This is a genomic window from Mesorhizobium sp. ESP-6-2 (assembly GCF_020164675.1).
GTDB lineage: Bacteria > Pseudomonadota > Alphaproteobacteria > Rhizobiales > Rhizobiaceae > Mesorhizobium.
Genome location: NZ_JAIUGT010000015.1, coordinates 1 through 12721, shown reverse-complemented (window position 1 = coordinate 12721; position 12721 = coordinate 1). Strand labels below are relative to the sequence as shown.

The 12721-nt window shown below is 63.7% G+C and carries 13 protein-coding genes and 1 tRNA gene; 8 read left to right on the top strand and 6 right to left on the bottom strand.

Annotated elements, in window-relative coordinates; translation table 11 throughout:
• Positions 1-2 precede the first annotated feature (2 nt).
• Complete coding sequence (locus LB532_RS28905; protein ID WP_140640192.1) at positions 3-1547, top strand: SpoVR family protein; 1545 nt, start codon at positions 3-5, stop codon at positions 1545-1547.
• A gap of 47 nt (positions 1548-1594) precedes the next feature.
• On the opposite strand, the gene LB532_RS28900 is transcribed toward LB532_RS28905, so the two are convergent.
• Genes LB532_RS28900 through LB532_RS28890 form a run of 3 tightly spaced genes read right to left on the bottom strand, consistent with a single transcriptional unit; the run spans position 1595 to position 4277 of the window.
• Positions 1595-2488 carry an HlyC/CorC family transporter gene (locus LB532_RS28900; protein WP_140560158.1) on the bottom strand — a complete coding sequence of 298 codons (894 nt, stop codon included), beginning with the start codon at positions 2486-2488 and terminating at the stop codon, positions 1595-1597.
• The gene (gene aroB / locus LB532_RS28895; RefSeq protein WP_140640191.1) at positions 2485-3669 is read right to left on the bottom strand and encodes a 3-dehydroquinate synthase; all 1185 of its coding nucleotides are present in this window, start codon (positions 3667-3669) and stop codon (positions 2485-2487) included. The genes LB532_RS28900 and aroB overlap by 4 nt, the downstream gene beginning before the upstream one ends.
• A complete protein-coding gene (locus LB532_RS28890) occupies positions 3666-4277 on the bottom strand; it encodes a shikimate kinase (protein ID WP_140640190.1) in 612 nt (203 codons plus the stop codon). Before LB532_RS28890 ends, aroB begins: the two co-directional genes overlap by 4 nt.
• A gap of 207 nt (positions 4278-4484) precedes the next feature.
• Between LB532_RS28890 and LB532_RS28885 the strand changes: the two genes are divergently transcribed.
• The 5 genes from LB532_RS28885 (at position 4485) to LB532_RS28865 (ending at position 8441) form a co-directional block, all read left to right on the top strand.
• Positions 4485-4637, top strand: coding sequence for a histidine kinase (locus tag LB532_RS28885; RefSeq protein WP_140553359.1), 153 nt, complete (start codon positions 4485-4487; stop codon positions 4635-4637).
• A gap of 22 nt (positions 4638-4659) precedes the next feature.
• On the top strand, positions 4660-5577 hold the full coding sequence (locus LB532_RS28880) for a site-specific tyrosine recombinase XerD (protein ID WP_140640189.1): 918 nt from the start codon (positions 4660-4662) through the stop codon (positions 5575-5577).
• Between the two features lie 98 nt (positions 5578-5675).
• Complete coding sequence (locus LB532_RS28875) at positions 5676-6626, top strand: acetyl-CoA carboxylase carboxyltransferase subunit alpha (RefSeq protein WP_140500751.1); 951 nt, start codon at positions 5676-5678, stop codon at positions 6624-6626.
• 253 nt (positions 6627-6879) lie between these two features.
• Complete coding sequence (locus tag LB532_RS28870) at positions 6880-8199, top strand: murein L,D-transpeptidase family protein (RefSeq protein WP_140640188.1); 1320 nt, start codon at positions 6880-6882, stop codon at positions 8197-8199.
• A gap of 11 nt (positions 8200-8210) precedes the next feature.
• On the top strand, positions 8211-8441 hold the full coding sequence (locus tag LB532_RS28865; protein ID WP_181169388.1) for a sulfurtransferase TusA family protein: 231 nt from the start codon (positions 8211-8213) through the stop codon (positions 8439-8441).
• Positions 8442-8453: 12 nt separating this feature from the next.
• Here the strand turns inward: LB532_RS28865 and LB532_RS28860 are convergent, their stop codons facing one another.
• Both LB532_RS28860 and LB532_RS28855 read right to left on the bottom strand, forming a co-directional pair.
• Positions 8454-9560, bottom strand: a complete 1107-nt coding sequence (locus LB532_RS28860; RefSeq protein WP_140640186.1) for a CobW family GTP-binding protein — start codon at positions 9558-9560, stop codon at positions 8454-8456.
• Between the two features lie 67 nt (positions 9561-9627).
• A complete protein-coding gene (locus LB532_RS28855) occupies positions 9628-10788 on the bottom strand; it encodes a D-alanyl-D-alanine carboxypeptidase family protein (protein ID WP_140640185.1) in 1161 nt (386 codons plus the stop codon).
• Between the two features lie 200 nt (positions 10789-10988).
• Here LB532_RS28855 and LB532_RS28850 point away from each other — a divergent pair, with 200 nt between their 5' ends.
• Together LB532_RS28850 and LB532_RS28845 are read left to right on the top strand one after the other, a co-directional pair.
• Positions 10989-12152 carry a M20 aminoacylase family protein gene (locus LB532_RS28850; RefSeq protein ID WP_140640184.1) on the top strand — a complete coding sequence of 388 codons (1164 nt, stop codon included), beginning with the start codon at positions 10989-10991 and terminating at the stop codon, positions 12150-12152.
• A gap of 85 nt (positions 12153-12237) precedes the next feature.
• A tRNA-Arg gene (locus LB532_RS28845) sits at positions 12238-12314 on the top strand.
• Between the two features lie 144 nt (positions 12315-12458).
• On the opposite strand, the gene LB532_RS28840 is transcribed toward LB532_RS28845, so the two are convergent.
• Positions 12459-12721 (bottom strand): hypothetical protein (locus tag LB532_RS28840; protein ID WP_224557540.1); only part of this gene is annotated, 263 nt, incomplete at its 5' end.

The window sequence follows — 12721 nt, the reverse complement described above, 5'->3', positions numbered from 1 at the left end:
GGATGGCTGGCCAGGCCAACAAATCGGGGTTGCTTTTCTCCGGATCCGACTGGGATTTCAAAAAGCTGTCGCGGGTCTATGAGGAGATCGAGGCGATTGCGGTCGACCAGCTTCATCTCGACACCTATCCGGTGCAGATGGAGGTCATCTCTTCCGAGCAGATGCTCGACGCCTACTCGTCGGTCGGCATGCCGCTGATGTACCGGCATTGGTCGTTCGGCAAGCATTTCCTCTACAACGAGCTTCTCTATCGCAAAGGCGGTCGCGGGCTGGCCTATGAATTGGTCATCAATTCCAATCCCTGCATCGTCTACCTGATGGAGGAAAACACCATGGCGCTGCAGGCCTTGGTGACCGCCCATGCAGCACTTGGACACAATCACTTCTTCAAGAACAATTACCTTTTCCGCCAATGGACGGATGCCGGAGGGATCCTGAGTTATCTGGACTTCGCCAAGGGCTACATCGCCCGGTGCGAGGAGCGGCACGGCCTGGCCGCCGTGGAAGCCATTCTCGATTCCGCGCACGCGCTGATGGAGCAAGGCGTGTTCCGGTATCACCGGCCGCCGAAACTGTCGTCGGAGCAGCAGCGCGAGGGACTTCGCGAGCGCCTCGAATATGAGGAGCGTTCCTACAATGACTTATGGCGCACCCTGCCGCCGGCGCAGGGCGCCGACAACTCCGAAGCGGGCGATGAAGGCGTGTCGGAACGGAAGAAATCGCTCAATCTGCCCGAGGAAAACCTGCTCTATTTCCTTGAGAAGAACAGCCTTGTCCTCGAACCCTGGCAGCGCGAGATCCTCAGGATCGTCCGTGTCATTGCGCAGTATTTTTACCCGCAGCGGCAAACCCAGGTGATGAACGAAGGCTGCGCCACTTTCGTGCACTACACGCTCATGAACATGCTGTTCGACCGTGGCCGGATCACCGAAGGCGCGATGCTCGAAATCCTGCGCAACCACTCGAACGTGATCTTCCAGCCATCCTTCGACGACCAGCGGTTTTCCGGCATCAACCCCTACGCGCTCGGGCTTGACATGATGCAGGACATTCAGCGCATCTCGACCGAGCCGACAGCCGAAGATCGCGACTGGTTCCCGGACATAGCCGGCCGTGGCGACTGGCTTGAGACGCTGCTCGACGCCTGGGCCAACCACCGCGACGAATCCTTCATTCGTCAATATCTCAGCCCGACCTTGATACGAAAATGGCGGCTCTTTGTGCTGGCCGATGGAGCCGACCAGCCGCACTACGAAGTCGCATCGATCCACAACGAGCGCGGCTACAACAACATACGCGCCGCACTGGCCCACAGCTATGATGTGGGCGCGAGCCGGCCCGACATCCAGGTTGTGGACGTGGACCTGCTCGGCGACCGGCATTTGCGGCTACAGCACAAGGTGAAGAATGGCGTCGTGCTGGAGAATGACAGCCGCGACGCGACCCTTCGTCATATCCGGCGCCTCTGGGGCTATGAAGTCAGCCTGGCGGCCGTCGACGCCGACACCGACGCAATGGTCGGCGAACGCTCGACCAAGGACTGCTGAGCATCAGGGATGACGCGGTTCTGCGTGTCTGCGACACGATGGACCGTTCAGCTGTCGCCTGCCGGCCTGATCCTGAGCCTGGCGACGCGGTTCTTGTCGCGTTTCATGACGATGAAACGCTTGCCGTGGAAGGTGAAGGCCTGCTTCTCCTCGGGAATCGACTGCGTCTCGTGGATGACGAGGCCGGCGATGGTGGTTGCCTCCTCGTCCGGCAGGTCCCAGTCGAGCGCCCGGTTCAGGTCGCGGATCGGCACGGTTCCGTCGACGACGACGGAACCGTCCGCCTCCTGCTTGACGCCCTGTATGTCGACATCGTGCTCGTCGGCGATCTCGCCGACAATCTCCTCGATGATGTCCTCCAGCGTCACCAGCCCTTCGACCTCGCCATACTCGTCGACGACGACGGCGAAATGCGCCTTGCGGCGCAGGAAGGCGTTGAGCTGTTCCTGCAATGTCGTCGTATCGGGCACGAACCAGGGCTTTGACGCGATCTTCATCACATCGATCCGGGAGAAGTCGTTGCCGACATCGTTGAGGGCGCGCAGCAGGTCCTTGGCGTGCAGCACGCCGACAATGTTGTCGAGCGACCCCTTCCACAAAGGCATGCGGGTGTGCGGGCTCTGCAGGATCTCGCGCACCACGGCTTCCGGTGCATTGTCGGCATTGACCGAGCGCATATTGGTGCGGTGGACCATGACGTCGGAGACTTCGAGCTCCTCGAGGTCGAACAACCCGCCGATGCGATCGCGCTCCTCGCGCACCACCTGGCCGTCGCGGCGGAAATCGTCGACGGCGCCGCGCAGCTCGTCCCCGCTCGAGCGCTGCGGCTCGATGCGCGACAGTTCATAGCCCAAAGCGGCAAGCAGGCGCGTGCGCATGGCGACGGCCAACAGGATGAGGACGGCAAGGACAGCGACGACGATCCAGCCGGCCCCGTTCATTTCGGACGGCTCTCTTGCCTGTCCGGACGGCTTCCTTGCCGGCCCGGACGGCTTCCCATCCCGCTCGGGTGGTTCTCCCTGAGGAACGAGAGCACTTCCGAGGCCGGCACGTCCTTCGCGATGAAGGCCTCGCCGATGCCGCGCGTCAGGATGAAGGTCAGCGCGCCGCGCGACACTTTCTTGTCCTGGGTGATGAAGCCAAGCAACGCATCGGCGTCGGGCAGTTCGCCCGGAATGTCGGCCATCCGCCACGGCAGTCCCACCATGTTGAGATGCGCCTCGACGCGCGCCGCATCGTCTGGACTGGCCAGGTTGAGCCGCGACGAGAAGCGATGCGCCAGCGCCATGCCGATGGCGACTCCTTCGCCATGCACGAGGCGGGCGCCGTCATATCGGGTGGCGGCCTCCAGCGCATGGCCGAAAGTGTGGCCGAGATTGAGGAGCGCGCGGTCGCCGGTCTCGAACTCGTCGCGGGCAACGACATCCGCCTTGGCGCGGCAGGCCTCGGCGATGGCCTCCACCCTCTCCGGTCCGCCGGCGAACACGCTGGCCCAGTTTTTCTCCAGCCAGGCGAAGAATTCGGGCCGGTCGATCAGCCCGTATTTGGCGAGTTCGGCGTAGCCGGCGCGAAATTCGCGGATCGGCAGCGTATCGAGCACTCCGGTATCGGCCAGCACCAGCTTCGGCTGGTGGAAGACGCCGACCAGGTTCTTGCCGCGCGCGCTGTTGATGCCGGTCTTGCCGCCGACCGAGGAATCGACCTGCGCCAGGAGCGAGGTCGGGATCTGCACGAAGTTCATGCCGCGGCGCACGATGCCGGCGGCAAAGCCGGCCAGGTCGCCGATGACGCCGCCGCCGAGGGCGATGACGACATCGCCGCGTTCCAGCTTCGCGGCCAGGACGCCGTCCACCACCTCTTCGAGATGCGCGAAACTCTTGGTTTTCTCGCCGGGCGGCAGCGTGATCACGGCGGGCTCGATACCGCTCTCCAGCAGGCCGGCCTTCAGCGCATCGAGATGCGCCGCCGCGACGTTTTCGTCGGTCACGACCGCGGCGCGTCGGCCCGGCAGGCGGCGCGACATCTCGGCGCCGGCGCGCGACAAAAGCCCTGGCCCGATCAGGATGTCGTAGGCCCGCTCGCCAAGTCCGACCTCGACGGCAACGGCAGCAGAGGCGCTCATGGTTCGACCTCGCCCGCGGGAGTGGTCTGGGCGATATCGAAATGCCGGCACAGCGCCTCCACCACCTCGGCCGCGATGACTTCCTTTCGGTCGTCGCGGGTCGGCACGGTGACGTCCGATGTCGCATAGACCGGATAGCGTTCACTCATCAGCCGCTCGAGCACGCCACGCGGATCGGGGCTCTTCAGCAGCGGCCGGTTCTGTTTCTTGGAGACCCGTTCCATCAAAAGGTCGAGCTCGGCCTTCAGCCATACCGACACGCCATGCGCCGCTATCGCCTCGCGCGTCTGTGCGTTCATGAAGGCGCCGCCGCCGGTCGACAGCACCTGCGGGCCGTTTTCCAGCACGCGCAGGATGACGCGCTGCTCCAGCGCCCGGAACTCGGTTTCGCCATAGCGTTCGAACAGTTCCGGAACGGTCATGCGCGAGACGCTTTCGATCTCCTGGTCGCTGTCGATGAAAGGCAACGCCAGCACGGTGGCGACCTTGCGGCCGATCGCGGTCTTGCCGGCGCCCATCAGGCCGACAAAGACGATGGAGCGGCCGCCAAGCCTGCCCAGCAGCGCGGCATGGCTCCCGCCCGGAGGATTTGCTGGTAGCGCGTTCATCAGCCTCGAAGCCCTCTTTGCCGGCGTATCGACATGAAAAGCCCGGTTGCGTCAAGCGCACTGAGGCAGGCTGGCCTCCCGCGGGCGAGGAACCGGCTGCATTGGAAGTTGCCGGCGCGCTTCAGCTTCTTGCTTGAATTGGCCGGATTGGCGTCCCATAAGGGCACAGGGTTTGGAAACGCAGAACAAGAAGACGGGCGAAGATTGATGCCGACACTGTTTCGCCTTGTCGTGATATCAGCGATTCTGGCGGGCATCGCCTATGGTACGATGTTCGCGTTGGTGATGTTCGTCGAGCCGAAAAAGGCGGAAATGAGCGTGCGCATCCCTGCGGAAAAGCTGAACCCAAAGAAAAACTGAGCCCGAAGAAAAACTTCAGGAAATGAACAGCGCTGCCCGCATCGAAGCCTTTCTGGAGATGATGAGCGCCGAGCGGGGTGCCGCCGAAAACACGCTTTCCTCCTATCGCCGCGACCTCGATGACGCTTCGCAGGAGATCCCTGGCGGTCTTGCCGGCGCCGGCGCCGCGGACATCCGCGCCTATCTCGACGACATCGCCGCACGTGGCTTCGCACCGACATCGCAGGCACGCAAACTGTCGGCGATCCGCCAGTTCTTCAAATTCCTCTACGCCGAGGGCCTGCGCGGCGACGACCCGACCGGCACCCTGGACAGCCCGAAAAAAGGCCGCCCGCTGCCGAAGACCATGAGCGAGGCCGACACCGGCCGGCTGATCGACCGCGCCGCGCAGGAGGCCGGCGATGCCGGGCTCGGCGACAGCGACAGGCTGGCGGCGCTGCGTCTGCACGCGCTGGTCGAAGTGCTTTATGCGACAGGCCTGCGTGTTTCGGAACTGGTCGGCTTGCCGGTGACGGTGGCGCAACGCGACGACCGTTTCTTCATGGTGCGCGGCAAGGGCGACAAGGAGCGCATGGTGCCGCTGTCGGCCAAAGCGCGCGCGGCGATGCGGGCCTGGCTCGCCGCCCGGGCCATGGTGCCCGCTTTCGCCGACAGCCCGTTCCTGTTTCCTGCCGCGTCGGACAGCGGCTACCTCTCGCGCCAGGTCTTCGCTCGCGACCTCAAGGGGCTGGCGGCCCGGGCCGGCATTGCCTCGGCCAAGGTCTCGCCGCATGTGCTTCGCCATGCTTTCGCCAGCCATCTCTTGCAGAACGGGGCTGATCTCAGGGCCGTGCAGCAACTGCTTGGCCATGCCGACATATCGACGACGCAGATCTATACCCATGTGCTGGAGGAGCGATTGGTGCGGCTGGTCAACGATCATCACCCGCTTGCCGACTAGACCTCATATCGCTATGTGAGGGCGACGTTCCATCGCCCGGAGCCCCGGATTTCAGGGTCCCGCCAGTCTTTGCTTCCGACGTATCGGTCCGCTCAAGCATGTACAACTACCTCGATTTCGAAAAGCCGGTGCAGGATCTGGAACTCAAGATCCTGGAGCTGAAGAAGCTTGCCGAGAACGGCGAGGCGGTCGATGTCGCCGACGAGATCAGCAGGCTCGAGAAGCGGTCGCGCGATGCGCTGCGCGATCTCTACAAGGCGCTGACGCCGTGGCAGAAGGTGCAGGTGGCGCGCCACTCCGACAGGCCCCACTGCGTCGACTACATCAAGGGCCTGTTCAGCGATTTCACGCCGCTCGCCGGCGACCGCAATTTCGGCGAGGACCAGGCGATCGTCGGCGGCTTTGCCCGGTTCCGCGGCGAACCAGTAGCGATCCTCGGCCAGGAGAAGGGCTCCGACACGGCGAGCCGGCTGAAGCACAATTTCGGCTCGGTGCGCCCCGAAGGCTATCGCAAGGCCGTGCGGCTGATGGAGCTTGCCGACCGCTTCAAGATCCCGCTGCTGACATTGGTCGACACGGCGGGCGCCTATCCCGGAGTCGGCGCCGAGGAGCGCGGCCAGGCCGAAGCCATCGCCCGTTCGACCTCGGCCTGCCTTGCGCTCAAGGTGCCGTCGATTTCGGTTGTCATCGGTGAAGGCGGTTCGGGCGGCGCCATTGCCATCGCGACCGCCAACCGCGTCTACATGCTGGAACATGCCATCTATTCGGTGATCTCGCCCGAGGGCGCGGCCTCCATCCTGTGGCGCGACACGACGCGCTCCAAGGACGCGGCGACCAACATGAAGATCACCGCCCAGGATCTTCTGGAACTGAAGATCATCGACGCCATCATTCCCGAACCGATCGGCGGCGCCCAGCGCGCGCCCGAAACGGTGATTGCCGCGACGGGCGATCTCATCGCCAGGACGATGAAGGATTTTGCCGGCGCCAACATGGATTTTCGCGAGCAGCGCCGCGAGAAGTATCTTGCAATGGGCCGCAGCCTCTGAACACCCCTTTGGCGGCGCAACCGGGCCGCGGCAAGCCGCCTCCACGGCAACGCTCCACGGCAATGTGGCGGCGATGAGCAATTTCGCCACAAAAATGCCGCCGGATTCGGTTCAATGGAATTGCCGCGAGGGGTGGCCGAGGCTTGCGGTAAGGAATTTTCAAGGTTAACGGGCTTACGGTCCGTCTGTGTTCAGCATGCGGGCTCGGCCGTTTCGAAGCCATTGGCCCGAAAGAGAAGACGTAGCCTTATCCATGTTTGCCAAGCTTGCCCGCACCGGAATTCTCATCACCGCGATAGCCGTCGCCGGCTGCAATGATTCGTCGATGAAGGATTTTGCCCCGGAGGCCAACAAGCCTCTGCCCGACAAGATCCTGGCCGACATGAAGGCCAAGGGCATGGTGCGCACCTCCTCGGTGATGGCGCGCATCTTCAAGGAAGAGGGCAAGCTCGAAATCTGGAAGGCCAAGACCAACGGCCGCTACGACATGGTCGCCAGCTACGATATCTGCAAATGGTCGGGCAAGCTCGGGCCGAAATACACCGAGGGTGACCGCCAGGCGCCGGAAGGTTTTTATACCGTGCGTCCGGCGCAGATGAACCCGCGCTCGAACTACCATCTGTCCTTCAACATCGGCTATCCCAACGCCTATGACCGCGCCAACGGCCGCACCGGCTCCAACCTGATGGTGCACGGCGCCTGCTCGTCTTCGGGCTGCTATTCGATGACCGATCCCCAGATCGAGCAGATCTATGCGTTCGGCCGCGATGCCTTCCAGGGCGGCCAGACCGAGTTCCAGATCCAGGCCTTCCCGTTCCGCATGACCGCCGCCAACATGGCGCGCTACCGCAACGATCCGAATTACGAATTCTGGAAGATGCTGAAGGTCGGCTACGACAATTTCGAGATCACCAAGGTACCGCCGAAAGTCGACGTTTGCGAGAAGCGCTACGTCTTCAACCAGGTGGCTCCCGAAGGCACCACATTCAATCCGACCGGCCCCTGCCCTGCATCCACGCAGCCGGATTCGCTGAAAAGCGCCTACAGTGCTTATCAGAGCACGTATGAGGCTGCGTTCAACGGCGCCCTCAAGGCAAGCACGCCGGCGCCCAAGCCCACCATCGCCGGCATCAAGGAAGCCAGCATCGTCTCCGACTGGTCGAAGCGCCGTGCGCGCGGCGAGCGCGTGCCGATCGACCCGCCATCGCTCAATTCGGACGGCTCGGTCACCGAGACGGCGCGCATGGGCCGCATCGATTCGCCCGCCGGCCGCAAGATGGCCGCGCTCGACGCCGAAAAGGCCGCGAAGCAAAAGGCCGAGGAGCAGCGGCTGGCCGCCATAGAAGCTGCCAAGCAGGCCAAGGCGCAAGCGCTGGCCGAAAAGGAAGCCGCCAAGGCGCAGGCGCTGGCCGAAAAGGAAGCGGCCAAGACCGCCAAGGAAGCCCCTGTCGCCACCGCGACGATCGAAGCGCCGGCCGAGCCCGCACCGCCGGCCGAAACGCAGGCCGCGAGTGCCGACGAGAGCCGCGTGACGAGGCTGAAGAACAAGCTGCTCGGCATGTTCGGCGGCTGACATTTTTCGCCGTGACCGACGACACCGTCTACGATCTGAAGGGGCTGAACTGCCCTTTGCCGGTGCTGAAGGCGAAGAAGCGGCTGGCCGGGATGCGGCCCGGCAGCCGGCTCTGGCTGGAAACGACCGATCCGCTCGCCGTTATCGACATTCCGGCGTTCTGCGCCGACGCTGGTCATCATCTCGTAGAGACATCCGCCATATCGGGCGGTCACCGCTTCCTGGTCGAGCGCGGCGAATAGCTGTCGTAAAGATCAGCGTCCCGCGATCGCCAGGGGATTGTTCTCCAGCGCCGCGCGGTCGGGCGTGTCGATCGACGGCCGATTGGTGAAAGCGGCAAACAGTCGCCTTACATACTCTTCGGGCATGTCGAGCGTGATCAGCACCAGCCGGGTGCCGCGCTGGCCGTCCGGCCAGGACGGCAATCGAGCCGGCGGATGCAGGATTTTCTGCACGCCATGCACCACCAGCGGCCGCGACGGATCTTCCTCGAGTTCGATGACGCCCTTCATGCGCAGCAAGTGCTCGCCATGCGTGGAGCGCAAAAGGTCGAGGAACATCTCGATGGCCGAGAACGGCACCGGGCCGTCATGCACCAGGGAATGGGTGCGGATGCGCTGATCGTGCCGGTGCCCCTGGTCATGGTCGTGCCCGTGCCCGGCATAATCATGATGATCGTGGTCATGCATCGCCTCCTCGCCGAGCCAGCGCCGCACGTCGGCGGATTTGGTCGCCGGGTTGTAGAGGCCGCAGTCGAACAGCGCCGCGACACCCGTTTTCGCATCGTCGACAGCCAGCAGTTCGGCGCCCGGATTGATCTGGCGCAGCCGCGTCCGCAGCGCTTCCAGCCCATCCGGACCAGCGACCAGATCGGTTTTGGAGAGCACGATGCGGTCGGCGACGGCGACCTGCTTGACCGCCTCGACATGGGCATCGAGCGTGGCATCGCCGTTGGCCGCGTCGACCAGGGTGATGACGCCGTCGAGCCGGAAAGCTTGGACCAGGGCCGGATGCGCCATGATCGATTGCAGCACCGGGGCCGGATCGGCAAGGCCGGTGGTCTCGACGATGACGCGGGCAAGGCGGGCTATGCGGCCGGTCTGCTGCCGGTCGACCAGATCGGCCAGCGTGTCGACCAGTTCGCCGCGCACCGTGCAGCAAAGGCAGCCATCGGAAAGCTGGATGATGCCGTCGGACGCTTGTTCGACCAGCAGATGATCGATTGCCACTTCGCCATATTCGTTGATGATGACGGCGGTGTCGGCCAGAGCCGGGTCCTTCAGGAGCCGGTTGAGCAGCGTCGTCTTGCCGGCGCCGAGGAAACCGGTCAGCACGGAAACCGGGATGGGAAAACCGCTCATCGGATTCTGTCTTTATGTTTGAGCATGATCTTTCCCGAAAACCGGCCTCCACTTTTCGGGATCATGCTCAGTTCGCGACCTTGACGGGTTGGTCGCCCTGCGCAGCCGAGCCCGCCACCGTCGGGCCGGCGCCGGGCGCCGGTCTGTCGGGCCGCCAGGTCGGAATGGGCACGTCGGCATATTCCTGGCCGCCCTGGGCGAGCATGGCCATCGGTGTCGGGCCGGTCGCGCCGCCAAGCCCCACGGCAACCAGCGTCGGCACGTGGTCGAGCTTTTCCTGGTAGGGCGATTTCGGCACGTTCTTGGCCACGGCGGGCGGCGCCTCGGATTGCTCAGCCGGCGCCTTCTTCTTGCAGATCTCGTCACGCATGTCGTTGGGCGAGATGGTGTCGCCGTAGGGTGCCAGCGTCGCAATGGTGGCCGAGCCAGCGGCAGGCGTGTCGAAACCCTGGTCGAGCAGTTTGGCCGCGGCCTCGGCACGGGTGATCGCCGATTTCTCGCCGAGCACCACCGCCACCAGCGTGCGGCCGTTGCGGGTCGCCGAACCGATCATGTTGAAGCCGGAGGGGCAGACGAAGCCCGTCTTCATGCCGTCGGCCCCGGGATAGCGGCCGATCAACAGGTTGTAGTTGGGGATCGCCTTCTTGCCGACCGCAAGCCCCTCGATCGAGAACCACGGCGCATATTGCGGAAACTCGCGGCGGATCGCCGTTACCAGCACGGCCAAGTCGCGCGCCGTGGTGTACTGGTCCGGCGAATAAAGCCCGTTCGGATTGACGAAATGCGTTCCGTTCATGCCGAGCCGGACCGCCTCGGCATTCATGCGCTCGGCAAAGGCTGCCTGCGATCCCCCGACATTCTCGCCGACGGCCATGGCGATGTCGTTTGCCGACTTGACCAGCATCATCTTCAGCGCATTGTCGAGCCGCATCACCGAGCCTGGCTTGAAGCCCATCTTGCTCGGCGGCTCGGCGGCGGAATGTTTCGTTACCTTGATCGGCGAATCGAGCCGGACCTCGCCGGCCGCGATCGCCCGGAAGGTCACATAAGCCGTCATCAGCTTGCTCAGCGATGCCGGGTACCAGCGTTTGAACGCGTCCTGGTGCTCGAGGATCTTGCCGCTGTTCAGGTCGAACAGCACGACCGGATTGGCCAGCGCCGGCCCGGCCAGCGCCGAGAACGCCACGGCGCCCGCGCAGAATAGTTTGAGGAAATGCCTGTGCCGCATGATCGAATCCGAAATCGCCTCTTGCCGTAGTCGCCCCTGGCTCCGTAAGATTTACGCGATCGCCAGCAAAATGAGTCCGCCCTCAAAACGGACCGCATTGTTGCGGTGCTATTTACTCTATGTGACGTCAACATGGCAAAGTGCCTGACGATCACAATTGCAAGGCAGCGGACCTGCCCCAACAGCGAGATGGAACCATCATGCCAATCCTGAACCGTGCCGCCGAAATGCAGGACGAGGTTGCCGGCTGGCGACGACATCTGCACCAGACCCCGGAACTGAATTTCGACGTCTTCAAGACAGCCGCCTTCGTCACCGAGAAGCTGAAGGCCTTCGGCTGCGACGATGTGGTGACGGGGCTGGGCAAGACCGGCGTCGTGGGCATCATTCGCGGCCGCCAGGGCGAAGGCGCCACCATCGGCCTGCGCGCCGACATGGACGCGCTGCCGCTCAACGAGATATCAGGCAAGCCCTATGCTTCGACCGTTCCCGGCAAGATGCATGCCTGCGGCCATGACGGCCATACGGCGATGCTTTTGGGTGCGGCGAAATATCTCGCCGAGACGCGCAATTTCGCCGGTTCGGTGGCGGTCATCTTCCAGCCGGCCGAAGAAGGCGGCGGTGGCGGCAACGAGATGGTCAAGGACGGCATGATGGAGCGTTTCGACATCGCAAAAGTGTTCGGCATGCACAACATGCCGGGCCTGCCGGTCGGCCAGTTCGCCATCCGTCCGGGCCCGATCATGGCGGCGACCGCGGAATTCACCATCACCGTGAAGGGCCGCGGCGGCCATGCGGCGATGCCGCACGGCACGATCGACCCGATCGTCATCACCAGCCAGTTGGTCGGTGCCCTGCAGACGATCGCCTCGCGCAGCACCGACCCGGTCGAAGCCGTGGTGGTGTCGGTGACCAAGTTCCACGCCGGCGACGCCTACAACATCATCCCGGAATCGGCCGAGATCGCAGGCACGGTGCGCACCTTGCGCAAGGAAATCGCCAAGAAGTCGGAAGAGCGCATCCGCAGCATCTGCGACGGGCTGGCCACGGCTTTCGGAGCCAGGATCGAGGTCGATTACCAGGCGAACTACCCTGTAACCTTCAACCATGCGGAAGAGACGGTCTTTGCGAGCGATATCGCGGCAAACGTCGCCGGCGACGCCCATGTCCATCGCGCCATCCAGCCGGTGATGGGCGGCGAGGATTTTTCCTATATGCTCGAAGCCCGGCCCGGCGCCTTCATCTTCATCGGCAATGGCGATACCGCCGGTCTTCATAACCCGGCCTATGACTTCAACGACGAGGCCATCCCGCACGGCATGAGCTACTGGGTGAAGCTGGCCGAAACCGCGCTCGCCGCCTGAGGCCTGGCGGCGGCAGGGGCGGGCCGATTGTGTTCGGCCCGCCCCTTGGCGAAACGATCGGAAGCGGCTATGTGTCGGGCCGCGTGGTCCCGTAGCTCAGTAGGATAGAGCGGCAGATTCCTAATCTGTAGGTCACAGGTTCGATTCCTGTCGGGATCACCAGCATTTCCAAATGCTTAGGTGGAACGGCACCGAGAATGCCGCGCGGTGATTCTGCGCCGAGACCTCTAGGCGCGTGGAGCGCACGATCTCGAAGAACACGATGTCCAGCCGACACTGGAAATCCGCCCCGGTCACAAGTCAGCTTCACCGATGCTTCTCGACGAAAGCTCTGCATGCAGGTGATAGCCGTTCGATCTGGCTTTCAAGGTCACATTTACCCATCGGTTTCGTCGGGCAAAACCGTGCGTAGTCGCGGCGACATCCCTTGCCCTCGAAAATTTTGAAAGATCTTACCTGCGTAGGGTTTGTTGCGTCGACTGAACTGGGTATCAGCCCGGTTTCGATCTCCATCGCACCGTCACGATTTGACCCCTTGCTTCCACCCTTGCCGCCACCCTTGCCGCCCC

Excerpts from the sequence above, each read along its gene's own strand:
- LB532_RS28905 (WP_140640192.1), top strand. The coding sequence starts at position 3 with ATGGCTGGCCAGGCCAACAAATCGGGGTTGCTTTTCTCCGGATCCGAC.
- LB532_RS28900 (WP_140560158.1), bottom strand. The coding sequence starts at position 2,488 with ATGAACGGGGCCGGCTGGATCGTCGTCGCTGTCCTTGCCGTCCTCATC.
- aroB (WP_140640191.1), bottom strand. The coding sequence starts at position 3,669 with ATGAGCGCCTCTGCTGCCGTTGCCGTCGAGGTCGGACTTGGCGAGCGG.
- LB532_RS28890 (WP_140640190.1), bottom strand. The coding sequence starts at position 4,277 with ATGAACGCGCTACCAGCAAATCCTCCGGGCGGGAGCCATGCCGCGCTG.
- LB532_RS28885 (WP_140553359.1), top strand. The coding sequence starts at position 4,485 with ATGCCGACACTGTTTCGCCTTGTCGTGATATCAGCGATTCTGGCGGGC.
- LB532_RS28880 (WP_140640189.1), top strand. The coding sequence starts at position 4,660 with ATGAACAGCGCTGCCCGCATCGAAGCCTTTCTGGAGATGATGAGCGCC.
- LB532_RS28875 (WP_140500751.1), top strand. The coding sequence starts at position 5,676 with ATGTACAACTACCTCGATTTCGAAAAGCCGGTGCAGGATCTGGAACTC.
- LB532_RS28870 (WP_140640188.1), top strand. The coding sequence starts at position 6,880 with ATGTTTGCCAAGCTTGCCCGCACCGGAATTCTCATCACCGCGATAGCC.
- LB532_RS28860 (WP_140640186.1), bottom strand. The coding sequence starts at position 9,560 with ATGAGCGGTTTTCCCATCCCGGTTTCCGTGCTGACCGGTTTCCTCGGC.
- LB532_RS28855 (WP_140640185.1), bottom strand. The coding sequence starts at position 10,788 with ATGCGGCACAGGCATTTCCTCAAACTATTCTGCGCGGGCGCCGTGGCG.
- LB532_RS28850 (WP_140640184.1), top strand. The coding sequence starts at position 10,989 with ATGCCAATCCTGAACCGTGCCGCCGAAATGCAGGACGAGGTTGCCGGC.